Genomic DNA, 23,954 nt, shown 5'->3' on the forward strand with positions numbered 1-23,954 from the left:
TACCTTGCTGGTCCGTGGACGAGCTGAGCTCCACCACCGGCGCCGTCGCCCTCGTGGCGTGCGCGGTCGCGCTGGCCGCGCTCGCGGTCGCCGTCGTCGCGACGGTGCGGCTGCGCCGGCTGCGCGCCGACCAGCGCGCCGTGCTGGGCGGCAAGGACCCGCGCGACCTCGTCGAGCACGCCGCGCACCTCCAGCACGAGTTCGAGGCGCTGCACGCCTACGTCGCCGACGTCGCCGCGCGGCTCGACGGGCGCCTGGGCACCGCCGAGCACCGCCTCGACGCGACGATCGCCTACCGCGGCCTCGTGCGCTACGACGCCTACAACGAGATGTCCGGCCGCCAGTCCACGTCGATCGCGCTGCTCGACACGTCGCGCTCGGGGATCGTCCTCAGCTCGATCCACCATCGCGACCAGGCGCGGATGTACGCCAAGCACGTCGTCGACGGCCGGGGCGAGATCGAGCTGTCGCCCGAGGAGGAGGAGGCGGTCCGCGTCGCGCTGGCAGGCGAGCCGCCCCCGCCGATCGAGCCTCCCCGATGAGCGCGCGCTGGGGCTTCCTCGGGCCGGCGGGGACGTTCAGCGAGGAGGCGCTCCTGCAGGTCGCCGCAGCGACCGGCGCCGAGGTGGAGCCGGTGCCGTTGCGCACGGAGCGCGAGGCGCTGGCCGCCGTCGACGCGGGCACCGTCGACGGGGCCGTCGTGCCGATCGAGAACGCGCTGGAGGGCGCGGTGACGGGGACGCTGGACGCGCTCGCCCTCGAGGTCCGCGACGTCGTCGTCCTGCGTGAGCACGTGCTGCCGGTGACCCAGGCGCTGGTCGGCGCGCCGGGCACCGCGCTGGCCGACGTCCGCGCGGTCGTCTCGCACCCGCAGGCGCTGGCGCAGTGCCGCCGGCGGCTCGCCGAGGTCGTGCCGGGCGCGGGCGAGATCGCCGCGACCTCGACGGCGGAGGCCGTCCACCGCGCGGTGAGCGAGGGCGGCGGCCTGGCGGCCGTGGGGACGCGGCGCGCGGCCGAGCTCTACGGCGGCGAGGTCCTCGCCGAGCACGTCGAGGACGACCCCGGCAACGCGACGCGCTTCGTCCTGGTGGGCCACGCGGCCGGGGCGGGGACGCCGCTGCGCGAGCCCGCCGCCGGGGCGCGCCACCGCACGACGATCGTCTTCTGGGGCGGCGGCGACGCGACGCCAGGCTGGCTCGTGCGCTGCCTGGACGAGTTCGCGTCGCGCGGCGTGAGCCTGACGAAGATCGAGTCGCGGCCGCGCAAGGTCGGCCTCGGCCACTACCTGTTCGTGCTCGACGCCCTCGGGTCGACCGCGCAGCCCGCGGTCGCCGGCGCCGTCGAGGCGCTGCACCAGCACTGTCAGGAAGTCCGTGTGCTGGGCTCGTACCCCGCCGCATAGCCGGGCTCGAACCGGAGGTTGACAGGGCGTTATCCCGCTTCGGGATGCGCCGAATCCCCTGCTAGTCTGCCCCGCAGAGCCCCGATGGCCACCGCCCTGCCATCAGATCCAGTCGGGTCCGCGCCGGAGATCGAGCACCGGCGGCGCGGGCGTGATGGTGGGCGGGTGCTCGTCCTGAACGCGACGTACGAGCCGATCAACGTCTGCACGGTCCGGCGCGCCGTCGTCCTGCTGCTCAAGCAGAAGGCGGAGGTCGTCGAGCAGGCCTCGTGGGAGCTGCGCTCCGAGCGTGCCTCGATGACCAAGCCCATGGTCATCCGCCTGGTCGCCTACGTGCACGTCCCGCGCGACACGCACAAGCGCAAGATCACGCGGCGGGCGGTCTTCGCGCGCGACGGCTGGTCGTGCCAGTACTGCGGCTCGCGCGCCAACCTCACCGTGGACCACGTCATCCCGCGGTCCAAGGGCGGGCCGTCGACCTGGGACAACATCGTCGCCGCCTGCGCGCCGTGCAACCGCCGCAAGGGGGACACGATGCCCTCGCCGAGCGGGATGCACCCACGCCGCACGCCGACGACGCCCCAGCCGCACGTCTTCATCCACGTCGCCGCGCCGCGGATCCCCGCGTCGTGGCGGCAGTGGCTGCCCGAGGCGGCCTAGCCCCGCGGTGACCGACGGTGCCGGGCACCGGCGGCCCGGCGTAGGGTCGCGGGATGCGCCACGGCATCTTCCTCGCCCCGTTCGACGAGCTCGCCGACCCGCGGCTGCTGGCGGACCTCGCCGCGCGGGCGGAGGACCGGGGCTGGGACGGCGTCTTCCTGTGGGACCACACGATCTACCGCGACCCCGTCGTGGCCGTGCTCGACCCGTGGATCGCCATGGCGGCCATGGCGACGCGCACCTCGCGGATCCGGCTCGGCCCGCTCGTCACGCCGCTGGCGCGCCGGCGGCCCTGGAAGGTCGCCCGCGAGACCGCGGCGCTCGACCTGCTCAGCGACGGGCGGCTCACCCTGGGCGTCGGGCTCGGTGGCGACACCAGCGGCGAGCTCTCGGGCTTCGGAGAGGAGACCGACGACCGCGCCCGGGCCGCGCTGCTCGACGAGGCGCTCGCGGTCCTCGAGGTGTGCTGGAGCGGGGAGCCGACCGGCCACGAGGGCGAGCACTTCCGCGTCCCGCCCCGCGCCTTCCTGCCCCGCCCCGTCCAGCGCCCACGGATCCCGATCTGGCTCGCGGCCCGCTACCCCAACCGCCGGCCGGTCCGGCGCGCCGCGCGCTTCGACGGGCTCTTCCCGATCGACCTCCCCGGGCCGGAGGGGCTCGAGGAGCTCCTGGACGTCGTCCGTGAGGAGCGCGGGAGCCTCGACGGCTTCGACGTCGTCGCCGAGCGCGAGCCCGGCGCGGACCCCGAGCCGTGGGTGCAGGCGGGCGCGACCTGGGTGCTCGTGGACTTCGGGCGCACCCCGTCGCTCGCGCACGTCGAGGCGACCATCGACGCGGGCCCATGGAAGGTGCCTGGCACCTTCCATCCGTGAACGACGAAGGGCGCCCCGGTCGGGGCGCCCTTCGAACGACATCACTGGATGTGAACCTCGGCGCGACGGTCTAGCGGCCGGCAGGACCAAGTCCGGCATCACGCTGAGGGGTGGCCCGGTGTGGATTCGCTAGGCGGATCCAGCGACCGATCTAGCGACCGGCCACCTCCAGGGTCCTACAAGGACTGTCACTGCTGATACGGACCACCTCCTTTCTCTGGTGAGCCCAATCTAGCACCGCCTCGGACGGAACTCGACAGGTCACCGGTGCCAGGAGGCGGACCGTGGTCCTCAGGCCGACCCGTCCCCCTCGTCGAGCTTCTCCGGGGGCGCGCCCGGACCGTCCTGCTCGGAGGTCGGTGCCTCCTGGGCCTCGCCCGAGGCCAGCATCTCGTCGACCACGTCGCCGGGCACCACGCCCGCGCCCGCCGAGCCCTCGACGAGCTCGCCCGCCTCCGCCGCGGCCTCGGTCTGGTCGTTCTCCACGACGAGCGCCACCGCGCTCACGCGGTCGTCGTCGCGGATGCCCATGACCCGCACGCCGGTCGCCGCGCGACCCTGCTGGGAGATGCCGCGCACGCCGGTGCGCTGCACCAGGCCGTTCTGGGAGATGAAGACGAGCTCCTGGTGCGGGCGCACCACCAGCGCGCCCGCCAGGCCGCCCTTCTTGTCGGTCAGGCCGATCGTCTTGACGCCCTTCGCGCCGCGTGACGTCTTGCGGTACTGGTCGATCTGCGTGCGCTTGCCGTAGCCGTTCTCGGTCACGACCAGCAGCTCCATCTCGTCGCGCGCGACGTCCATGGCGATGACCTCGCCGTCGCCGACGTCCATGCCGCGCACGCCGCCCGTGTCGCGGCCCATGGCGCGCGCGTCGCCCTCCTCGAAGCGCACGGCCAGGCCGGCGCGGGAGACCATGATCACCTCGTCGCCCTCGTCCACCCGGCGGACGGCCACCAGCTCGTCGTCCTCGCGGATGGCGATGGCGATGATGCCGTCGGCCTTGATCGGCGTGTTGTAGCGCTCGAACTCCGTCTTCTTCACGACGCCCTTGCGCGTGGCAAAGATGAGGTGGTCGGCCTCGGAGTAGTCGCGCGTCGAGAGCACCGCCTGGATGCGCTCGTTCTCGCGCAGCGGCAGGAAGTTCACGAGCGCCCGGCCCTTCGCCGTGCGCTGCGCCTCCGGCAGCTCGTAGACCTTGGAGCGGTAGACCTTCCCGCGGTTGGAGAAGAACAGCAGGTAGTCGTGCGACGAGCACACGAAGAGGTGCTCGATGTAGTCGCCGTCCTTCATGTCCATCCCCGTCACGCCCACGCCGCCGCGGCGCTGCTTGCGGTACGTGTCCAGCGGCAGCCGCTTGATGTAGCCCGTCTTCGTGATCGTGATGACGGTCGGCTGGTCGGGGATGAGGTCCTCGAGGTCGAGGTCGTCCTCGGAGGGCGCGATGTAGGTCCGGCGCTCGTCGCCGAACTGCTCGGCGACCTCCGCCAGCTCCTCCTTGATCAGCGCGGCGACCTTCGACTCGTCGCCCAGCAGCTCGCGCAGCTCGCGGATGCGCTCCGCGACGTCGGCGTGCTCCTGCTTGATCGAGTCGGACTCCAGCGCCGTCAGCTGCGACAGGCGCAGGTCGAGGATCGCCGACGCCTGGACGACCGACAGGCCGAAGCGCTCGATGAGCGCGGTGCGGGCCGTGTCGCGGTCGCGCGAGGCGCGGATGAGCTCGATGACCTCGTCGAGGTGGTCGAGGGCGATGAGGTAGCCCTCGAGGATGTGGAGGCGCGCCTCCTTCTGCGCGAGCTCGAACTTCGAGCGGCGCACGATGACCTCGCGCTGGTGGGCCACGTAGGCCTGGATGACCTCGCGCAGCGACAGCGTCCGCGGCACGCCGTCGACGAGCGCGACGGTGTTCACGCCGAACGTCGACTGCATCGGCGTGTGCTTGTAGAGCTTGTTGAGGACGATCTTCGGCTCGACGCCGCGCTTGAGCTCGATCACCAGGCGCATGCCGTGGCGGTCGGACTCGTCGCGCAGGTCCGAGATCTCGGGGATCTTCTTCTCGTGGACGAGGTCGGCGATCTTCTGGATCAGGCCGCCCTCGCCGCCCTTCTTCACGCCGTAGGGCAGCTCGGTGACGATGATCGCGTCCTTGCCCTGGTGGATCTCCTCCACGCCGGCCCGGGCGCGGACGCGGACGCGACCGCGGCCCGTCTCGTAGGCGTCGCGGATGCCCTGGCGGCCCATGATGATGCCGCCGGTCGGGAAGTCCGGACCACTCACGTGGGACATGAGCTGCTCGGCCGAGATGTCCTGGTCGTCGATGAACGCGACCACGGCGTTGACGACCTCGCGCAGGTTGTGCGGCGGGATGTTCGTCGCCATGCCGACCGCGATGCCCGACGACCCGTTGACCAGGAGGTTCGGGAACCGCGCCGGCAGCACGACCGGCTCCTGCTTGGAGCCGTCGTAGTTCGGCGTGAAGTCCACCGTGTCCATGTCCAGGTCACGGAGCATCTCCATGGCCAGGCGCGTGAGGCGGGCCTCCGTGTAGCGCATGGCCGCGGCCGGGTCGTCGTCGACCGAGCCGAAGTTGCCCTGGCCGTCGACGAGCGGGTAGCGCAGGGAGAAGTCCTGGGCCATGCGCACGAGCGTGTCGTAGATCGCCGAGTCGCCGTGCGGGTGGTAGGAGCCCATCACGTCGCCGACGATGCGCGCGCACTTGACGTACGGGCGCGTCGGCCCGAGGCCGGCCTCGCCCATGGCGTAGAGCACGCGCCGGTGCACGGGCTTGAGGCCGTCGCGCACATCCGGCAGCGCGCGGCCCACGATGACGGACATGGCGTAGTCCAGGTACGCCGTCCGCATCTCGTCCTCGAGCGTGCGCGGCTCGATGTTGCCGCCGCCGATGACGTCGATCGCCATCTCAGCCCTCCTGGGTCGTCGTCGTCATCGCGCGCGTCCCGCGCGCCCTACACATCGAGGTTCGCCACGGTGCGGGCGTTCTGCTCGATGAACTCGCGCCGCGGTTCGACCACGTCGCCCATGAGCATCGAGAAGAGGCGGTCGGCCTCCGCGGCGTCCTCCACGGAGACCTGCTGCAGCGTCCGCGTCGCCGGGTCCATCGTCGTCTCGCGCAGCTGCTCGGCGTTCATCTCGCCCAGGCCCTTGAAGCGCTGGACGTTGATGCCGCGCCGCGCCACCTCGAGCACGCTGTCGCGCAGCTGCTCGTAGGAGAGCGCCTGCACGGTGCGGTCGTTGAGCGCCACCGTGAACGGCGGCTTGCCGGCGAGCTCGGAGAGCTGGCCGAAGACCTTCACGAACTGCTGGTAGTCGGTCGTGTCGAAGATGCCGTGGCGCAGCCGGTGGGTCTGCGCGAGGCCGGTGCGCGTCTCGATCGCGCGGACGAGCAGCCACTGGTCGTCGTCGGCGTCGAGCACCTCGATGCGGAACGGCTCGTCCTCGCCGCGCTCGCGGCGCAGGTGCGCCAGGGCGCCGGCGCGGTCGGTCGCGCCGCTGCCCAGCAGGCCGGACTCCGAGAGGAAGCGCACGAGCTCGTGGCCGTGCTCCGCGCGCAGCGAGGACGCCCAGCCCTCGTACTGCTTGAGCAGCCGGCCGAAGCGCTGCCAGCGCGTCTCGGTGAGCTTGAACGGCTGGCCGTCGGCGTCCAGCACCTCGAGCTTCTCCAGCTTGTCGGAGAGGAGGACCTCCTCGAGCTCGGACTCCTTCTCGATGTAGCGCTCGTTGCGGCCCTGCTTGAGCTTGTAGAGCGGCGGCTTGGCGATGTAGATGTAGCCCGCCTCGATGAGCTGCGGCATCTCGCGGTAGAGCAGCGTCAGGACCAGCGTGCGGATGTGCGCGCCGTCGACGTCGGCGTCGGTCATCAGCACGACCTTGTGGTAGCGGGCGCGCTCGATGTCGAACTCGTCGCGGATGCCGGTGCCCAGCGCCGTGATGAGCGCCTGGATCTCGTTGTTCTTGAGGACGCGGTCGATGCGCGCCTTCTCGACGTTGAGGATCTTGCCGCGCAGGGGCAGGACCGCCTGCGTGTTGCGGTCGCGGCCCTGCTTGGCCGAGCCGCCCGCGGAGTCGCCCTCCACGATGAAGATCTCGGAGAGCGACGGGTCCTTGGAGGAGCAGTCGGCCAGCTTGCCCGGCAGCGTCGAGTTCTCCAGCGCGGACTTGCGCCGCGTGAGGTCGCGCGCCTTGCGCGCCGCCGCACGGGCCTGCGAGGCCTGGACGGCCTTGCGGACGATCGCGCGGGCGTCCTGCGGGTTCTCCTCGAGGAACTCGGCGAGCTTCTCGTTGACGACCTTGGCGACGAAGCCCTCCATGCCCGGGTTGCCGAGCTTCGTCTTCGTCTGGCCCTCGAACTGCGGGTCGCCGAGCTTCGCGGAGATGACCGCCGTGAGGCCCTCGCGGATGTCCTCGCCGGTGAGGTTGGCGTCCTTCTCCTTGAGCTCGCCGCGCGCCTTGGCCCAGGCGTTGACCGTGCGGGTGAGCGCGGAGCGGAAGCCGGAGAGGTGCGAGCCGCCCTCGTGGGTGTTGATGTTGTTGGCGAAGGAGTGGACGGACTCCTGGTAGGTCCCGTTCCACTGCATGGCCACCTCGACCATGCCCTCGTCGGACTCGCCCTCGAAGAAGATGACCTTCTTCGACAGCGGCTCCTTGTTCTCGTTGAGGTAGGCGACGAAGTCCTCGATGCCGCCCTCGAAGTGGAAGTCGGAGTGGCGGCCCTCGCCGCGCTCGTCGGTGATGGTGATGCGCAGGCCGCGCGTGAGGTAGGCCGTCTCGCGCAGGCGCTGCTCGAGGACCTGGAAGTCGTGCTCGATGGTCTCGAAGACCTCGGCGTCGGGCAGCCAGGTGATCGACGTGCCGGTCTCGTCGCCCTTGGGCAGCGGGTCGCCCTTGACGATGTCGTAGCGCGGGGCGCCGCGGTCGTACTCCTGCGTCCACACGTGGCCGTCGGTGCGCACCTCGGCCTTGACCGTCTCCGAGAGCGCGTTGACGACCGAGACGCCGACGCCGTGCAGGCCGCCGGAGACCTTGTAGCCGCCGCCCTCGCCGAACTTGCCGCCGGCGTGCAGGACCGTGAGCACGACCTCGAGGGCGGACTTGCCCTCCTTCTCCATCGTGCCGACCGGGATGCCGCGGCCGTTGTCCGTGACCGTCACGGAGTTGTCGGGGTGGATCACGACGTCGACCCGCGTGGCGAAGCCCGCCAGGGCCTCGTCCACCGAGTTGTCCACGACCTCGTACACCAGGTGGTGCAGGCCGCGGATCCCCGTGGAGCCGATGTACATGCCCGGGCGCTTGCGGACCGCCTCCAGGCCCTCCAGGACGGTGATGTCCTGGGCGCCGTAGTCCGCAGAGCCGCGGGCGCGGTCCTTGCCGTTCGATCCGTCCTGGGCCACGCGTGCGTCCTCTCTACGTCAAGACGCCCCGGTGCCAGGCCACGCAGGTCCGGTCCGGGGCGTGCTTCTAGGTCCTCTGAGGATACCAGCGCGCATCCCCTACCCGCGCGCGCACACGCGCGCGAGGGCGCACGCACGCGCGACGGGGGTGTGACGGCTCTGCGCCGACCTCGCGGCGGAGGTGCGTCAGCCCTTCCTGGCCCAGGACCGAGCCGGCGCGGCCTGGCAGCGCAGGCGGTTCACCCGCTCGCCGCCGAGCGCCCGGTTGAGCGCCACCACGAGCTCGGGGGCCATGAGGTCGAGCTCCTGCGCCCACACCGCCGACGAGCAGGTGACGGTGACGACGCCGTCGCGCTCGGCGGTCGGCTCCGCCTGCGCGGCGACCGCGTCGCCGACCGCGTCGGCCCACACCCGCTGGATCGCCGCCAGGCCGGTGGCCGGCGCGAGCTGCTCCGCGAGGCCCTCGACGGCCGAGGCGATCGACCGGGGCGCACGACGCCGCTGGGCCACCTAGGCGGCCTCCTGCGCCGCGTCGTCGCCGGCCGAGGCCAGGACCGCCCCGTCGCGCACCGCGAGCCGCACGACGCCCGCGCGGGCCGCATGCGGCACGTGCGCGAGGTCGGTGGTGGTGACGAGCGCCTGCCCGCCGTCGTCGAGGCGGGCGACGAGCCGCTCGCGGCGCTCCGCGTCGAGCTCGCTCATCACGTCGTCGAGCAGCAGGAGCGGCGGAGCGCCCCGCTCCTGGGCCAGCACCTCGCGCTCGCCGAGCAGCAGGGCGAGGAGCGCCAGGCGCTGCTCGCCCTGGGAGCCGAACGAGCGCAGCTCGCGCCCGTCGCGCTCGAGAGCGACGTCGTCGCGGTGCGGGCCGTGCTGGGTGAAGCCGCGCTCGAGGTCCGACGCACGGCGCTCGGCGAGCTCCGCGGCCAGCTCGTCCGGCGTCGCGGCCTTCGTGCGCGGCTTGTGGCGCGCGCGGGCCTCTCCGCGCAGCCCGAGCTCCCGCGCCGCGGCGGCGAACGGCTCGGCGACCGCCTCGAGGGCCCTGGCCCGGTCGTCGCGCAGCGCGATGCCGTGGCGCGCGAGCTCCGCGTCCCACGCGTCGAGGGCGCTGGCGCTCGACCGGCCGGCCCGGACCCGCGCGACCAGCGCGTTGCGCTGCGCGAGCGCCTGGCCGTACGCGCGCCGGGTCGCCGACCGCGCCGGCCACAGCGCCGCCACGAGCTGGTCGACGTGCGAGCGGCGCAGCGCCGGCGGGCCCTTCACGAGCTCCAGGCGGTCGGGGAGGAAGACGGAGACCAGCGGCCGCGCCGGCGAGTCCGACAGCCGCTCCACCGGTGCGCCGTCGACCTTCATCCGCTTGGCCTCGCCCGGCTGGAAGCCGACGCTGAGCTCGTGGCGATCGCCCTCCGCGTCGACCGTCGTCACCTCCACGCGCGTCGTCCCCGCGTCGAAGCGCACGACGTCGCGCTCGTTCGAGGTCCGGCAGGAGCGGCCGGTGCAGCCGAAGTACAGTGCCTCGAGCAGGTTCGTCTTGCCGGCGCCGTTGTCGCCGTGCACGACGGTCAGCGCCCGGCCCAGCGCGACGTCCGCGGCCGCGTACGTCCGGAAGTCCCGGAGCCTGAGCCGCTCGACCAGCACGCGCCCGCGCTAGACGTTCAGCCGGATCGGCATGATCAGGTAGAGGAACCCGCTGCCGTCGGCGCTCTCGATGAGGCCCGGGCGCAGCGGGCTGATGAGCTTCAGCAGCAGGTCGTCGCCGCCGAGGCTGTCCAGGCCGTCGCGCAGGAACTCCGGGTTGAAGCCGATCTCGAAGGCCTCGCCCTGGAACGGCACGGGCAGCGGCTCGCGTGCCTCTCCGACGTCCGGCGTCTGCGCCGACACGACGAGCTCGCCGTCGGAGAACGACAGCCGCAGCGGCGCGTTCTTCTGGGCCATGAGCGAGATGCGGCGCACGACGCCGCCCAGCTCCTCGCCGGAGATCCGCAGCTCGTGCTCGAAGGCCTCGGGCAGCAGCTGGCGGTAGTTCGGGAACTGGCCGTCGATGAGGCGCGAGGAGAGCACGACGCCGCCGGCCTCGAAGACGACCTGGTTGGCGCGCACGCCGACGCGGATCTCCTCCGCGCCCGTGGCCGCGGTGACCGACCGCAGCTCGTCGAGCGCGCGCGCCGGCACGTTGGCCTCGAAGCCGCCCTCGAGCGGCGTCTCGAGCGCGGTCTCCTTCACCGACAGGCGGTAGGAGTCCGTGGCCACCATCCGCAGCTCGGCGCCCTGGGCGGAGACGAGGATGCCGGTGAGGATCGGCCGCGTCTCGTCGCGCGAGGCCGAGCGCGAGACCTTCTCGATCGTCTCGACGAACGCGGCGGACGGGACCGTGACGACCGTGTCGCCGCCCGGCTCGGGCAGCGTCGGGAAGTCCTCGGCGCGCAGCGTGCGCAGGTCGAAGCGCGCATCGCCGGCGGCGAGCTCCACGTCGCCCTGCTCCGGGCGCAGCTCGAGCGACACCGAGCCGCCGACGTCCTTGAGGTTGCGCGCGACGTCGAGGAACAGCCGCGCGGGCAGGACGACGGTGCCTTCACGCACGACGTCGGCCGAGAGCGGGACGCGCAGGCCGACCTCCATGTCCGTGGCGCGGAGCTCCACGCCGCCGGTGGTGGCGACGACCTGCACGCCGGACAGGGCCTGGACGGCGCTGCGCGTCGACGCGACCCGCGCGACGGACTGCAGCTGGGTGAGCAGGTCACCGCTCGACGTCGAGAGCTTCACGACTTCAAGACCTCACAGGAGAGGAAGGAGGAGTAGGGGCTGTGCACTTGTGGACAGCGGCGCGAAAGGCCGGAAGGTGCGGGGTGGTCGTGCACATGCGCGACGGTGGAGTGTGTCATCCGGCCCGGTCGGCACCGTGGCGCAGGAGCTCCTCGGTCAAGGCCCGAACGGCGTCGTGCGCCTCGGGGTCCTTGGCCAGGCGCTCCGCGGTGCGGCGGCAGGCGTGCAGGACGGTCGTGTGGTCGCGCCCGCCGAAGGAGCGCCCGATGCGCGGCAGCGACTCGGCGGTGTGCTCGCGCGCGAGGAACATGGCGACCTGGCGGGGCCAGGCGACGCGGGCGGCGCGGCTCGTGGACAGCAGCTCGTCGCGCGTGAGGCCGAACGCCTCGCAGGTCAGCTCCTGGATGCGCTCGACGGTGATGGTGGGGGCCGAGCCGACCGCGCCGGCAGCGCCGGCGCTCGTCCCCGGCCGGTGGTCGGGCCCGTAGAGCCCCTCGAGGACCCGCTCGGCCAGGGCGAGGTCGATGTCGCAGTCCTGGAGGGAGGCGAAGGCCACGACGCGGATGAGCGCGCCTTCCAGCGCGCGCACGTTGCCGGCGATGCGCTCGGCGAGGAGCTCGAGCACGCCCTCGCCCACCTCGACGCCGTCGTGGTGCGCGCGCTTGCGCAGGACCGCCAGGCGGGTGACGGCGTCGGGCGGGCGCATGTCGGTGACCAGGCCGGCCGCGAAGCGCTCGCGCAGGCGCTCCTCGACGCGCTCGAGGTCGTGGGGCAGCCGGTCGGCGGTCAGGACGAGCTGGCTGCCGACCTCGAGCAGCGCGTTGATCGTGTGGAAGAGCTCCTCCTCCGTGCGCACCTTCTCGGCCAGGAACTGCACGTCGTCGACGAGCAGGACGTCCGCGCGGCGGTAGCGGTCCTTGAAGGCGGCCATGTCGCCGCGCTGGATCGAGGCGACGAAGTCGTTCGTGAAGGCCTCGACGGTGGTGCAGCGGACGGTGAGCCCGCCGCCGTAGGCCTTGACGTAGTTGCCGATGGCGTGGAGCAGGTGCGTCTTGCCGACGCCGGGCGGGCCGTGGAGGAAGAGCGGGTTGTAGGCCTGGCCCGGCAGCTCGGCCACGGCCAGCGCGGCGGCATGGGCGAAGCGGTTGGCCTCGCCGATGACGAACTGCTCGAAGGTCCAGCGCGGGTTGAGGCGCGTGTCGGGCGTGCGCGGGGGCTCGGCGGGCGGCTGAGCGGCGGCGCGGGCGCCCCGGCGTCCCGCACCGGCCGTGCCATGCCGTGCCGTGGCTCCCGGCGTCGCGCCGCGCGCGTCCAGCGCCTGGACCGCGACCTTGACGTCGGGGCCGAGCACGGCGGCGGCGGCCCGGTCCAGCGCCCCCGCGAGGCGGGTGGCCACCCACGAGCGGACGTCCTCGGGCGCGAGGAGCAGCAGCGTCCCGTCGTCGGTCGGCGGGCCCGGCTGCAGCGGCGCGAGCCAGACGTCGAACTGCCGGTCGCCGACGAGGCGGCGCAGCTCCGCCTGCATGAGCGGCCAGGCTGAAGCGGCGTCGGGCGTCACGGCAGGGGTCTTCGGCTCCTCGGTGGGAGAGGGTGCGGCGATGTGCGGAGGTGGCCTGCGGGGGCGCCGGTGTGGCGTCGCCTCCCGCGGCGGTTGAGCGAACCTAGCAGAGCGCGGACGGCCTCAGACGGCCTCGGGGACGTGGCTGGCACGCACTTGCCGCATCTGCCGGAAATCGGTTCGCCCACAGCCCTGTGGATGCCGTCCGGTGGCTGTGCATGAGCCTGTGGAGGACGGCATCGCGGCGCCCGGCGCGCTACCATGCCGGGCCGCCGTCCGACCCGACGACGGCCACCACCTGCCATGAAGCGCACCTACCAGCCCAAGAAGCGCAAGCGCGCTCGCACCCACGGCTTCCGCGCCCGCATGCAGACGCGCGCCGGCCAGCTCACGCTCAAGCGCCGCCGCGCGAAGGGCCGCAAGCGCCTCACGGTCTAGCGCCCGTGCCCGGGCTGCCGCGTCCGTCCGGCCGCCGCCCGAAGAAGGGGCGGCTGTCGCGCAGCGCGGAGTTCGAGCGGGTCTACCGCCAGGGCCGCTCCTACGGGAACCGGCACCTGGTCCTCCACACCTTCCCGCGCGGCGACGCCGGGACGCTCGAGGCGACGCCGCGCCTCGGCCTGTCCGTCTCGCGCAAGGTCGGCGGTGCCGTCGACCGCAACAAGGTCAAGCGCCTCCTGCGCGAGGCGTTCGCGACGGAGTCCGAGCGCCTGCCCGCCGACAGCGACGTCGTCGTGGTCGCCCGGCCCGAGGCGCTCGAGCTCGCCGAGCGCGAGGGCCTCGAGGGCCTGCGCCGCGAGCTCGCCGAGCTGGTCGACAAGGCCGCGGCGGCCGCGGGCCAGCGCCCCGCGGCGTGAGCGTCCTGCGGGCCGTCGCTGTCGCGCCGATCCGCCTGTACCAGCGGGCCCTCTCGCCGCTCCTCGGCAACCGCTGCCGGTACTACCCCAGCTGCTCGGAGTACGCCGTCCAGGCCATCGAGCGGTACGGCATACTCCGCGGCCTGGTCCTGGCCGCGTGGCGGGTCCTGCGGTGCAACCCGTGGAGCCACGGCGGAGTCGACCACCTCGACGACCAACGCCTGTTCCGGCCGCGCCCCGGCGCCGCCGACCTCCCCAACTCATGATCCTCGCGAACATCCTCCAGCCGCTGGTCGACGCGTTCAACGCCGTCATCAAGGCCTTCCACGACACGCTCGGCATCAGCTGGGGCCTGTCGATCATCCTGCTGACGATCTGCGTCCGCCTGCTGCTCGTGCCGCTGGCGGTGAAGCAGTTCAAGTCGATGCAGGGGCTCCAGCGCATCGCGCCGGAGCTCAAGAAGCTGCAGGAGAAGTACAAGGACGACAAGCAGCGCCTCCAGCAGGAGACCATGCGCTTCTACCAGGAGCACAAGGTCAACCCGTTCGCCTCCTGCCTGCCGCTCCTCGCCCAGCTGCCGGTCTTCTTCGCGCTGTTCTACGCGCTGCGCACCGACCTGCGCGAGGACATGTGCCAGCAGACGCTCAAGCCCTGCGGCGAGGTCCCCGGCGACTGGGGCGAGGGCTTCCTCTTCATCCCGGACATCACCGACAAGGCGACCGGGGGCGTGCTCATCGCGCTCATCGCGCTGTACGTCGGCTCGCAGCTGCTCTCGTCGCTGCTGATGATGACGCCGACGACGGACCGCAACCAGAAGATCATCTTCCTGGCGCTGCCGTTCTTCTTCACGCTCTTCATCTTCAACTTCCCGGCCGGCCTGATCATGTACTGGATCACCACGAACCTGTGGACGATCGTGCAGCAGCGCACCATCCGCCGGGTCGTCGGGACGCTCCCGCCGCTGGAGATCCCGGACGAGCCGGAGAAGCCCACGCGGGGTGGCGCCCGGCGCCCGGCCGCTGCCGCGGCGACCGCCGCCGGTGGCTCGGCCAAGGCCCCGCCGCCGCCCCCGCGACGCAAGCGCAAGCAGCGCTCGGGCCGGAGGCGCTAGGCATGGCCGATCACCAGGAGGAGCAGCTGCGCGAGCTGCTGGACCACGTCGTCGGAGGCCTGGGCCTCGAGGCGACGGTGCAGGTGGACGTCGACGACGAGGAGATCGTCGGCGTGCTCGAGGGCGACGACCTCGGGATCTTCATCGGGCGCCACGGCGCGACGATCGAGGCGGTGCAGCACCTGGCCCAGCGGATCCTGCTGTCCGATCCGTCCGCCCCGCGCCGACGGATCGTGGTGGACGCGGCGGGCTACCGCGCCCGTCGCCGCGAGGCGCTGCAGAAGCAGGCCGACCAGGCTGCCGCCGAGGCGCTGCGCTTCGACCGCGCCGTCGCGCTGGATGCGATGACGGCCAGCGAGCGCAAGCTCGTGCACGAGCACCTGCGCGACCGAGACGACCTCGAGACGTACTCCGAGGGGGAGGAGCCGGACCGGCACCTCGTCATCGCTCCCGCGAAGTAGTCGCGGGAGACACCCGTTTCACGTGGAACGCCCCGGCTTCGGCCGGGGCGTTCGTCGTCCAAGGCCCGTCCCCGGCGTTTCACGTGGAACGCTGTCGGGCGATGACCGCCGAGGAGCGCCTGGACGAGCTGGCCGCCGCCTACGGGCTCCCGGTCCCTGCCTCAGCCCAGCTGGCGGCGATCCTGCGGGACCTCGCGGTGGAGCCGGTCTCGCTCACGACGGTCCGCGACCCGCGCGAGGGCGCTGATGTCCACGTCGCCGACTCGCTAGTCGCCCTGGAGCTCGACGAGGTGCGCAGCGCAGGGGCCATCGCCGACATCGGGAGCGGGGCGGGGTTCCCTGGCCTGGTCCTGGCCGCGGCGCTGCCGGCGACCACGGTCACCCTCGTGGAGAGCGTGTCGCGCAAGACGGCGTGGCTCGAGCGCCAAGCGGCTGAGCGCGCGCTGGCGAACGTCGAGGTGGTGACCGCCCGCGCGGAGGGCTGGCGTGCCGGCATCGGGACCCAGGACGTCGTGACGGCCCGCGCCCTGGCGCCGCTCGGCGCGCTGCTCGAGTACGCGGCGCCGCTCCTGCGCGAGGGCGGGCACCTGCTGGCTTGGAAGGCGCGCCGCGACGCCGAGGAGGAGCGGGTGGCGTCCGCGGCCGGTGCCATCCTCGGCATGGAGGAGGTCGCGGTCCGGCCCGTCTCGCCCTGGCCGAGCGCCGGGGAGCGCCACCTGCACCTCTGGTCGAAGGTGCGACCGACGCCGTCGAGGTTCCCCCGCCGAGAGGGAATGGCCCGCAAACGGCCACTGGAGGGTTGAGGTCGAGGGTCAGTGTTGCGCTTCGGGCCCGAAACGGGCCGCGACTCCGACCGCCTGCGGCGCTAGCTTCCGGCGCCGCATGGGCACCGTGTACGCGATCGCGAACCAGAAGGGCGGCGTCGGCAAGACCACGACCGCGGTCAACGTCGCGGCCTGCATCGCCGAGGCCGGCTACCCGACGCTGCTCGTCGACGTGGACGCCCAGGCCAACGCGACGGTCGGGCTGGGGCTCGCGAAGGACCTCGAGCCCAACCTCTACGACGTGCTGCTCGGCGAGGCCGCGGTGGAGGAGGCCCTGCGCGAGACCGCCATCCCGGGCCTCTCGGTCCTGCCGGCGCACCCCGACCTCGCCGGCGCGACCGTGGAGCTCCCGCGCCAGGCCGGCTCCGAGCGCCGCCTCGCCGACGCGCTGGCCCCCCTGCGCGAGCGCTTCGCCTACGTCCTGCTGGACTGCCCGCCGTCGCTCGGCCCGCTGACGGTCAACGCGCTCGTGGCGGCCGACCGGGTCATCGTGCCGGTGCAGACGGAGTACTTCGCGCTCGAGGGGCTCGCCGGACTGCTCGACACGCTCGCGCTCGTGCAGCGCGAGCTGAACCCGCGGCTCACCGTCGCCGGGATGATCCTCACGATGCACGACGGCCGAACGCGGCTGGCGCGCGACGTCGAGCGCGAGGTCCGCCAGCACTTCCCGGACCTCGTCTTCGACACCGTCGTTCCGCGCAACGTCCGCATCTCCGAGGCGCCGAGCTTCGGTCGCCCGGTCATCCACCACGATCCGCAGAGCTCCGGTGCCGACGCGTACTTCGAGCTCGCCAAGGAGGTGGCCGCCCGTGGCTAGCCCCTCGCGCGGCATGGGGCGCGGCCTGGCCGCGATCCTCGCCACGAGCGCCCCCGTGGGGGAGGAGGGCGCCGAGGCCCGCGCCGAGCTGCGCGAGCTGCCGGTCGAGCTCGTCAAGCCCAACCCCGGCCAGCCCCGCAAGCGCTTCGACCAGTCCGCGCTCCAGGCGCTGGCCGACTCGCTGGCCGAGCGCGGCGTGCTGCAGCCGGTGCTCGTCCGCCCCGTGGCCGGTGGGACGTACGAGATCGTCGCCGGCGAGCGCCGGTGGCGGGCGGCGCAGCTCGCCGGGCTCGACCGCGTGCCCGCCCTGGTGCAGGACCGCGACGATGCCGCGACCCTCGAGGCGGCGCTCGTGGAGAACATGGCCCGCGAGGACCTCAACCCGGTCGAGGAGGCGCGCGCCGTCGCCGCCCTCACCGAGGAGCTGGGTCTCACGCGCGAGGAGGTCGGCAAGCGCGTCGGTCGCAGCCGCGTCGCGGTCTCGAACCTCCTGCGGCTGCTCGACCTCCCCGACGAGGTCCTCGAGGTCCTCGAGCAGGGCGCCCTCTCCGAGGGCCACGGCCGCGCGATCCTCCAGGCCGAGGACCACCGCGACCGCAAGCGCCTCGCGCGCGAGGCCGTCGAGCAGGGCTGGAGCGTCCGGGTCACCGAGGAGCAGGCCCGCCAGGCCAACGCCGCGCCCGGCGCAGAGGGCGCCAAGGCCGGCGGCGCGAAGGCACGCGTGCACCCCGACCAGGCGGCCGCGGCCGAGGAGATCGCCGACGCCCTCGGCAGCGCGCTGGGCACCGACGTCCGGGTCAAGCCGCGCGGCACGGGCTACAAGGTCGAGCTCGCCTTCGGCTCCGCCGACGAGGCCGTCGAGCTCGCCCGCCGCCTGCGCCGCGGCTAGTCCCGTGCACCGGGCCACCGCCCGCGCAGGCTCGCTACACTGGCCGCCGCCCCGGGCGATTAGCTCAGTCGGTTAGAGCGCTTCTCTGATAAGGAAGAGGTCCCAGGTTCGAATCCTGGATCGCCCACTGTGGAAGGCCCCGCACCGCGGGGCCTTCGTCGTTCCTAGGGGCATCCGGATCCGGACCGCCTGGTCCGGTCGATGGAGTAGCGCGCTGCACAGGGGTATGGTCCCCGAACGCTGACGGCCGGCTCGGCGCTGACGCGGCGGTGCCGCGCAGGCCGTCGAGGAGGTCCCCGACCCGACCCGGCTCGGCCTAGGCCGTCGAGGTCAAGAAGCCACGCTGCCAGTGGTGCTGCGATGGGCTGGCTCGCGGTGCAGGGCCGCTGGACGCCGCGGCGAGCGGCTGACCGGCAGTCGGCGGCGTCAACGCGCTTCCGTGAGTCCCCGGGCGTCGATCCTCTGCATCCATCGGGCCGCTGCGCCCCTCGGACAGAGGACACTGAGTGATCGTACGAGCCTGTTCTGTCAGGAATCGGACTCGTCCATTCGTCCACGCGCGCAACTTGGCATCGGGGCACTGCTACTTTGCCCACCGCTCGTGTTCCAGCACGAGGGCCGCTGGCCTGTCCGGCGGATGTCAGGGGAGAACTCGGAGGTCGGGGATGTCTGTCATGCCGCGCCTGCTCGGCGCACTCACGGTCGTCTGCGCGGTGGTGGCAGCCACTGTCTTTGGTACGTCGCTCACCGCAGGGGATGAGCGGCGAGCCGCTGTCGTCGTGGACGACGACGCGGTACACGCCACGGTCCGAGCGGTGCAGCAGAAGTCCCGGGCCCTCGAAACAGCGACCGCGCGCGCCGCGCGCCGACGCTCTCGCACGGCCCACGCCGGGCTCAGCGACCGGCAGGCCGAGCGCGTCGTCCGCCGGCACTTCAGCGACGAGCTGACCGCGCAGCAGGGTGACGTCTCCCGCATCCTGGGCCGCCGAGGCGGGGTCAGGCGCTACCTGAGCGACTTCACGGCGGTTCCCCGCCGCGGGCACGGTGTCATCACGTCGACCCAGCCGCTGCGCGTCGGCGCCCGGGACGGGAGCAAGGCCCCCGTCGATCTCCGGCTGCGCCCGCGGCGTGGTCGCTACGCTCCGGTCCGGGCGACGTCGGGGTCGCGCATCGCGCGCCGGCTGAGCGGCGGCTTCAGCCTCGAGGGCGGAACCCGCGTGCGCTTCGTGTCCGGCAAGGACGTCAATCCGCGTGGCCGCGTCATCGACGGGCGCCAGGTGCTCTTCCCCAACGCGGCGCAGGATACCGACGTCATCGCGATGCCACGGGCCGTTGGGTTCGAGTTCTTCACCGTCGCGCGTTCAGCGCGTAGCCCGGAGCGGCAGGTGCTGCACGTTAATGTGCCGAATGGCGGCCGGCTCGTTCAGGCGAAGGACGGCGGCCTGCGGGTCGTGAGCGCGACCGGCCGTCCCGTTGCGACCATCTCCCGCCCGGTGGCCGAGGACGCCCAAGGGCGCCCGGTCCAGGCGTCGATGCGCGCGGCGGACGCCGACTCGATCGTCCTCACGGTGCGACACCACGGCCGTGACGTGGCGTACCCGGTGCTCGTCGACCCCGTGGTCCAACCGTGGCAGGCGGGCAACGGTGACGGCTGGTGGTACAGCGGGAACTCGTCGGGGCTCGAGCGGTGGACGACGGCGCAGTCCGATGCCAATGGCAACTACTGGGCCGTGCGCAACACCTGCTACTCGCCCGTGAGCTGCTACGGCTCGGGACCGTACGGCCTCTACATCTACGCCTTCGCGGGCTACAACTACGCGGCCGGCGCAATGGCGCAGTGGAACTACGCGCTCCCCGCGGATCGGACGTCGTACTTCAAGCGCGCGACGTTCCTCAACACCTTTTTCAACAAGCGCGGCGACACGCTGAATTCGCCGTTCGTGGCGGCTGGCATCTACAGCAGCGTCTCCGGCGGCTGGACCGGGCTCCGGACCTACGGGGCCGGGTTCTCGAATCAGACGATCGACGCGCCTGCCAACCAGGGCGACGTGCAGAACGGCAAGTCCGCCGTATTCGCCCTGTTCAACGGCGCTAACCGCGTCAACCCCACATGGCAAGACGCCTACGCGGGCGGCGTCGTCTTCGAGGTCGACGATCCGGAGGCGCCGTCCATTACCGGCATCGCCGGCTCAGGCTCGCCGGACCAGAAGGGCTGGGTGCGCGATCAGGTGTCCGTCGTCGGAAAGGCCTCCGACCCGGGCCTCGGCGTCATGCAGTTCAACCTCGGCGTCCCAGGCCTCCAGCCGGGCGGCGGCAGCACCGGCTTCGCGAACGGCTGCACGGGCCGTGTCGAGAGCCCGTGCCCGAAGACCGACGAGCGCACGATGACATGGGACTCCAAGGTCATGCCCAACGGCATCAACGAGCTCGGCCTCTGGGTTTACGACGCTGGTCTGCGCCTTGGCGGCGGCAACAAGTGGCCCCTCAAGGTCGACAACGAGGCCCCGCAGATCCAGCTCACAGGCTCGCTCGCTGGCTCGCGCGGTGCGGACGTCATGGCGTTTGCTGACCAGGGCCTGCGTGTCGACGCGACCGACGGTACGTCTTCCGCGCCGCGCTCGGGCGTCAAGCGGATCGATATCAGGATCGACGGCGAGCCGTCGATCCTCGACCAGACGTGCCCGGCGACGCAGGACTCTTGCTCGCTCTCGTACACCGTCTACCGCCACACCGCCCACCTCGCCGCCGGCCGACACACGGTCGCGATCGACGTGGAGGACCGCGCCGGCAACCACAAGACCGACAGCTGGGACTTCTTCGTCTACCGCACGTCCTGGCAGCACGGCGGCGACAACCACGCGATCGACACGGCGGATGAGGCGCGCGCTGCAGCCGACGTGATCGCTGCGACGGAAGGTGCACCGCGTCAGGAGCTCATGAACGGGCTTAAGCCGACGGACTGGTCGATCGTGACGCACTACCTCGACAAGACCCCGCCGTACCTGGGCCCGCTCGAGTACGAGCGATGGACGAACGACCGCTTCAAGCGGATCGCATTCCGGTCCACGGACTACGGCGAGGGTACGGGCATCCAGAACCTGACGATCGACGCGCCCGCGATCCCGAATTGGGACGGCAAGCGCGCCTCGCACATGCTCACGCTGCCGTGCGGCTACGGCTCGGTGCATTGCGTCGGCGGTGCTGACGTGGCGACGGTACCCGGCAACCAGTTCCGCGACGGATCCAACTCGGTCGAGGTGGTCTCCACAGACGCGGCCGGCAACGTTACGCGCAAGGACTTCCACATCGGCATCGACCAGACGAAGCCGCGGTTCGAGCTGACGGGCTCGCTCGCCGGATCGCGTGGCGCGGACGTCATGCGCTTCCCGGACCAGGGCCTGCGCGTCGACGCCACCGATGGAAGCGCCGACAGTCCGCAGGCCGGCGTGGCGAAGATCCAGATCACGATCGACGGCGAGGCCTCTACGCTGCCGCAAACCTGCGGCGAAACGGAGGACTCGTGCTCGCTCGCCTACGTCGTTTACCGCCACACCGCGAACCTCGCCAACGGCCTCCACACAGTCAACGTCGAGGTCACCGACCGCGCCGGGAACGTCGCGACCGACTCGTGGAACTTCTACGTGCATCGGACGTCGTGGGAGCACGGTGGGGACAACCACCAGGTCGACACCCGGGACGAGGCGAAGGCACTCGACGACGTTTGGCAAGCCGCAACGCCAGCTGAGCGAGAGAACCTCGATCGTGGTCTGAAGCCGGCCGACTGGACGTACTTCTCGACGTTCCAGGACAAGACCCCGCCGCTGGTCGTCGAGGCGCAGCGCAACGGCTACTGGGCCCGTGATCCGAACACGCCCCTTGGGTTCCACGCGACGGACTACGGTCGCGGAAGCGGCATCCAGAGGCTCTACATCCGTGCGCAGGGCCACCCGAATTGGAGCGGCAACGCGGACTCGAACAACCTCATCTCCCCGTGCGGTAGCTACGGCGAGCCGCACTGCGGCAACGACGCGGTCGTCGGCTCACGAATCGGCGACCTGCCGAGCGGGCTGCAGACCGTCGAGGTCACCGCCATCGACGCTGCCGGCAATACGACGACGCAGCAGTACCATGTCCCGGTCGACAAAACGGAGCCGCGGGTGACGGTCGCGGGTGGCGCGCGCTCGTCCACCGGGACCGCCATGACCAATGGCGATCTCGACGTGGCAGCCGACGATGACCACAGCGGTGTAGTCAGCATCCAGTGGCACGAGGTCCTCCCCGACGGCAGCCGCCGGATCCTGCCGGGCACGAATCGCACCGACGCGCAGTGTCCGGGCTACGGCTGCAGCCCGACCAGCATGCGCCACACGACGGGCTTCGACCCGTTGGCATACGGGTGGCAGACGGGCACCCACACGCTCGAGGTGGATGTTTGGGACCGCGCCGGCAATTTGTATCGAGACGCTTGGCAGGTCGACTTTTATGAGACATCGTGGCGCTACGGCGGGTCCGACCGTACGATCAACACACAGGAGGAACATGACGCGCTCGGCGCCGTGATGATCGACGCGTCAGAGGAAGGGTTCGACGAGCTCATGGCGGGCCTGACCCCGATCGACCGAGCAGGGCGGCGGGATTCAACGGCCATCTGTACCGAGGTGTTTGCCGGGGATGCGGACGGCGCTGCACAGATCTGTCACCACGACGAGGAAGGCGAGGATGGCGCTACCGCGGCGTATGCACTCAACAGCTACGAGAAGCGAGTCTGTCGCGCATATGCCTGGTACTGCCCCGGCTGGTACATCGACTCACGAGACGCGGTGGCAATGGCTGAGCGCCTGTTCACTGGTAAGACGCGGAAGTCCGACGGGACGCGCACCAATGCCTTCCAGCATGCCTTCTGGAACGCGCTCATGATCAAACGGACAGGCCTAAAGGCAAATGCGATGAAGGGCGCCCGTGCAATGGCTACGGCGCATGAGGCCTATGCCTACGACTCCTCGACTGACATCATCCGGTGGAATTCGCGGATGGACATGGTGAACAACCAGATCGGTCGGAATGTCGCAGAAACCGAGCTTCGTGAAGACCAAAGCCATTCGAAGCGTCATCTCTGCCACATCCTGTTCGAAGATGCTTGGTATCAAGGCGAGAAGATCCCTTGGAACGCCGACCCGTACGAGGCGTACAGAAACGGTTTGGGGCACGTTCTGTTTCGTCGGGAACGCACTTCGGATGGGATTTCGCCTGAGTACACAGGGCTTTCCTGTGAAGGTGTGTGAAAATTGGAAGGCATCGATCTGTGTGGTCGCTGTGGTATTTGCCGGCTGTGGCACCAGCGACTCTGGGAGTTCAAGAAAGGTGGCGCCCTCCACATGCATCGCGCCTCCAAGAGCGCACGAGTGGCTCAGCAGTGACGTTGGGAGGGCCAGCGACCTGCCGTTTCGCCGCCGATACGTGGATGGTCTGCTCCATTGCGGTCGGTTGAAGGGCCGTCCAGCAGGCTGGGTCAGGCAGGTCTTGGGGCGTCCTGACTACGGCTCAACGTCCGAGCGATGGACCTACACGGTAGGTCCTGAGCGTGGCAGTCTCGCACTGGACGCGGAGGTGCTTGAAGTGCGCTTTCGTGGAGGGCGGGTCGTAGCTGTTAGGTTGTACGTGACCTAGCGCGACATACGCCCTCGCTAGCCGAACGCCGGCAGCCCGTCCAAGCTCACCGCGTTCTGCTTGCGCGTCCGCGCCGCCATCCCGTCAGCGCCCAGCGTCGCCAGGCGCTTGCGCGCGTGCTTGTCGTAGTGCTCGCGGTCGCCCGCGTGCTCGAGCAGCGGCAGGGTGTAGCCGCAGGAGTCGGCGATCCGCGTCACGTCGACGCGCACGACGGAGCGACGGGACTCCGGGACCCCAGGCGCCTCGAGCCCGGCGGCGAGCTCCTCGAAGCGGGGGTCCTCCCAGTCCACGACCTCGCCGCGGCCGTGGAGGCGCAGGATCCGGGGCGGGCCCTGGAAGGCGCAGAACATGATCACGATGCGCCCGTTCTCGCGCAGGTGCGCGGCGGTCTCCGCCCCGCTGCCGCGGACGTCGAGGTAGGCGACCTCGCGCGGACCGCGCACGGCGAAGGAGCCGATGGGGCCCTTCGGCGACACGTTGACGTGGCCGTCGCCCGCCAGGGGCGCCGTGCCCACGAAGAACACGGGCTGCTTCGCGATCCAGCGCTGCCAGGTGGCGTCGAGCTCCTCGTACGTGCGACCCATGCCGTCGAGCCTACGACGACGCCGTCCGTGCGCAAGCACGACGGCCCTCCGCCGAGCGGGAACGGAGCAGGTCCAGGGCTATAGTGGCCG

Annotated in this window: 20 protein-coding genes and 1 tRNA gene; 14 read left to right on the top strand and 7 right to left on the bottom strand. The window is 71.7% G+C overall.

All coding sequences use genetic code 11. The annotated features are described in order from the left end of the window. Positions 1 to 14 precede the first annotated feature (14 nt). From JUB12_RS14915 to JUB12_RS14930, 4 genes are all read left to right on the top strand, one after another. On the top strand, positions 15 to 542 hold the full coding sequence (locus JUB12_RS14915; RefSeq protein WP_205696212.1) for a DUF4446 family protein: 528 nt from the start codon (positions 15 to 17) through the stop codon (positions 540 to 542). Then, on the top strand, positions 539 to 1,402 hold the full coding sequence (gene pheA, locus JUB12_RS14920; RefSeq protein ID WP_205696213.1) for a prephenate dehydratase: 864 nt from the start codon (positions 539 to 541) through the stop codon (positions 1,400 to 1,402). Before JUB12_RS14915 ends, pheA begins: the two co-directional genes overlap by 4 nt. Positions 1,403 to 1,567: 165 nt before the next feature. Further along, positions 1,568 to 2,062 carry an HNH endonuclease gene (locus tag JUB12_RS14925; protein ID WP_205696214.1) on the top strand — a complete coding sequence of 165 codons (495 nt, stop codon included), beginning with the start codon at positions 1,568 to 1,570 and terminating at the stop codon, positions 2,060 to 2,062. A gap of 53 nt (positions 2,063 to 2,115) precedes the next feature. Continuing rightward, positions 2,116 to 2,934: an LLM class flavin-dependent oxidoreductase gene (locus JUB12_RS14930; protein WP_241004276.1), complete on the top strand. Its 819-nt coding sequence runs from the start codon at positions 2,116 to 2,118 to the stop codon at positions 2,932 to 2,934. A 291-nt stretch (positions 2,935 to 3,225) separates the two neighbouring features. Here the strand turns inward: JUB12_RS14930 and gyrA are convergent, their stop codons facing one another. The 6 genes from gyrA to dnaA all read right to left on the bottom strand — a co-directional run bounded on the left by gyrA (position 3,226) and on the right by dnaA (position 12,624). Beyond that, the gene (gene gyrA / locus JUB12_RS14935) at positions 3,226 to 5,850 is read right to left on the bottom strand and encodes a DNA gyrase subunit A (RefSeq protein WP_205696215.1); all 2,625 of its coding nucleotides are present in this window, start codon (positions 5,848 to 5,850) and stop codon (positions 3,226 to 3,228) included. Between the two features lie 47 nt (positions 5,851 to 5,897). Next, the gene (gyrB, locus tag JUB12_RS14940) at positions 5,898 to 8,339 is read right to left on the bottom strand and encodes a DNA topoisomerase (ATP-hydrolyzing) subunit B (protein ID WP_205696216.1); all 2,442 of its coding nucleotides are present in this window, start codon (positions 8,337 to 8,339) and stop codon (positions 5,898 to 5,900) included. A 186-nt stretch (positions 8,340 to 8,525) separates the two neighbouring features. Then, positions 8,526 to 8,849 carry a DciA family protein gene (locus JUB12_RS14945; RefSeq protein ID WP_205696217.1) on the bottom strand — a complete coding sequence of 108 codons (324 nt, stop codon included), beginning with the start codon at positions 8,847 to 8,849 and terminating at the stop codon, positions 8,526 to 8,528. Further along, positions 8,850 to 9,974, bottom strand: coding sequence for a DNA replication/repair protein RecF (locus JUB12_RS14950; protein ID WP_205696218.1), 1,125 nt, complete (start codon positions 9,972 to 9,974; stop codon positions 8,850 to 8,852). A gap of 9 nt (positions 9,975 to 9,983) precedes the next feature. Beyond that, positions 9,984 to 11,099, bottom strand: a complete 1,116-nt coding sequence (gene dnaN, locus JUB12_RS14955; RefSeq protein WP_205696219.1) for a DNA polymerase III subunit beta — start codon at positions 11,097 to 11,099, stop codon at positions 9,984 to 9,986. A 115-nt stretch (positions 11,100 to 11,214) separates the two neighbouring features. Beyond that, positions 11,215 to 12,624: a chromosomal replication initiator protein DnaA gene (dnaA, locus tag JUB12_RS14960; protein ID WP_205696220.1), complete on the bottom strand. Its 1,410-nt coding sequence runs from the start codon at positions 12,622 to 12,624 to the stop codon at positions 11,215 to 11,217. A gap of 336 nt (positions 12,625 to 12,960) precedes the next feature. On the opposite strand from dnaA, the gene rpmH reads away from it, so the two are divergent. From rpmH to JUB12_RS15010, 10 genes are all read left to right on the top strand, one after another. Then, positions 12,961 to 13,095 (top strand): 50S ribosomal protein L34, encoded by a 135-nt coding sequence (rpmH, locus tag JUB12_RS14965; RefSeq protein WP_205696221.1) that lies wholly within the window; start codon positions 12,961 to 12,963, stop codon positions 13,093 to 13,095. A gap of 5 nt (positions 13,096 to 13,100) precedes the next feature. After that, the gene (rnpA, locus tag JUB12_RS14970) at positions 13,101 to 13,511 is read left to right on the top strand and encodes a ribonuclease P protein component (RefSeq protein WP_205696222.1); all 411 of its coding nucleotides are present in this window, start codon (positions 13,101 to 13,103) and stop codon (positions 13,509 to 13,511) included. After that, complete coding sequence (gene yidD / locus JUB12_RS14975) at positions 13,508 to 13,777, top strand: membrane protein insertion efficiency factor YidD (RefSeq protein WP_205696223.1); 270 nt, start codon at positions 13,508 to 13,510, stop codon at positions 13,775 to 13,777. Before rnpA ends, yidD begins: the two co-directional genes overlap by 4 nt. Beyond that, positions 13,774 to 14,622, top strand: a complete 849-nt coding sequence (locus tag JUB12_RS14980) for a YidC/Oxa1 family membrane protein insertase (RefSeq protein WP_205696224.1) — start codon at positions 13,774 to 13,776, stop codon at positions 14,620 to 14,622. Before yidD ends, JUB12_RS14980 begins: the two co-directional genes overlap by 4 nt. 2 nt (positions 14,623 to 14,624) lie before the next feature. Further along, the gene (locus JUB12_RS14985; protein WP_205696225.1) at positions 14,625 to 15,083 is read left to right on the top strand and encodes a R3H domain-containing nucleic acid-binding protein; all 459 of its coding nucleotides are present in this window, start codon (positions 14,625 to 14,627) and stop codon (positions 15,081 to 15,083) included. A gap of 101 nt (positions 15,084 to 15,184) precedes the next feature. Then, on the top strand, positions 15,185 to 15,886 hold the full coding sequence (rsmG, locus tag JUB12_RS14990; protein ID WP_205696226.1) for a 16S rRNA (guanine(527)-N(7))-methyltransferase RsmG: 702 nt from the start codon (positions 15,185 to 15,187) through the stop codon (positions 15,884 to 15,886). Positions 15,887 to 15,965: 79 nt separating this feature from the next. Next, entirely contained in the window at positions 15,966 to 16,724 is a 759-nt protein-coding gene (locus tag JUB12_RS14995; protein ID WP_205696227.1) for a ParA family protein, read from the top strand. Then, positions 16,717 to 17,613, top strand: a complete 897-nt coding sequence (locus tag JUB12_RS15000) for a ParB/RepB/Spo0J family partition protein (RefSeq protein WP_241004277.1) — start codon at positions 16,717 to 16,719, stop codon at positions 17,611 to 17,613. Before JUB12_RS14995 ends, JUB12_RS15000 begins: the two co-directional genes overlap by 8 nt. Before the next feature lie 53 nt (positions 17,614 to 17,666). Further along, positions 17,667 to 17,740: transfer RNA gene (locus JUB12_RS15005), tRNA-Ile, on the top strand. 547 nt (positions 17,741 to 18,287) lie between these two features. Continuing rightward, entirely contained in the window at positions 18,288 to 22,895 is a 4,608-nt protein-coding gene (locus JUB12_RS15010) for a hypothetical protein (protein ID WP_205696228.1), read from the top strand. A gap of 402 nt (positions 22,896 to 23,297) precedes the next feature. Here JUB12_RS15010 and JUB12_RS15015 read toward each other — a convergent pair whose 3' ends face one another. Further along, on the bottom strand, positions 23,298 to 23,864 hold the full coding sequence (locus tag JUB12_RS15015; RefSeq protein ID WP_205696229.1) for a pyridoxamine 5'-phosphate oxidase family protein: 567 nt from the start codon (positions 23,862 to 23,864) through the stop codon (positions 23,298 to 23,300). Between the last annotated feature and the right edge of the window lie 90 nt (positions 23,865 to 23,954).

It is taken from the genome of Conexibacter sp. SYSU D00693, from assembly GCF_017084525.1.
Lineage (GTDB): Bacteria > Actinomycetota > Thermoleophilia > Solirubrobacterales > Solirubrobacteraceae > Baekduia.

Coding starts and splice junctions, on each gene's coding strand:
- pheA (WP_205696213.1), top strand. CDS start 539: ATGAGCGCGCGCTGGGGCTTCCTCGGGCCGGCGGGGACGTTCAGCGAG.
- JUB12_RS14930 (WP_241004276.1), top strand. CDS start 2,116: ATGCGCCACGGCATCTTCCTCGCCCCGTTCGACGAGCTCGCCGACCCG.
- gyrA (WP_205696215.1), bottom strand. CDS start 5,850: ATGGCGATCGACGTCATCGGCGGCGGCAACATCGAGCCGCGCACGCTC.
- dnaA (WP_205696220.1), bottom strand. CDS start 12,624: ATGCAGGCGGAGCTGCGCCGCCTCGTCGGCGACCGGCAGTTCGACGTC.
- rpmH (WP_205696221.1), top strand. CDS start 12,961: ATGAAGCGCACCTACCAGCCCAAGAAGCGCAAGCGCGCTCGCACCCAC.
- JUB12_RS14980 (WP_205696224.1), top strand. CDS start 13,774: ATGATCCTCGCGAACATCCTCCAGCCGCTGGTCGACGCGTTCAACGCC.
- JUB12_RS14985 (WP_205696225.1), top strand. CDS start 14,625: ATGGCCGATCACCAGGAGGAGCAGCTGCGCGAGCTGCTGGACCACGTC.
- rsmG (WP_205696226.1), top strand. CDS start 15,185: ATGACCGCCGAGGAGCGCCTGGACGAGCTGGCCGCCGCCTACGGGCTC.
- JUB12_RS14995 (WP_205696227.1), top strand. CDS start 15,966: ATGGGCACCGTGTACGCGATCGCGAACCAGAAGGGCGGCGTCGGCAAG.
- JUB12_RS15010 (WP_205696228.1), top strand. CDS start 18,288: ATGCCGCGCCTGCTCGGCGCACTCACGGTCGTCTGCGCGGTGGTGGCA.
- JUB12_RS15015 (WP_205696229.1), bottom strand. CDS start 23,864: ATGGGTCGCACGTACGAGGAGCTCGACGCCACCTGGCAGCGCTGGATC.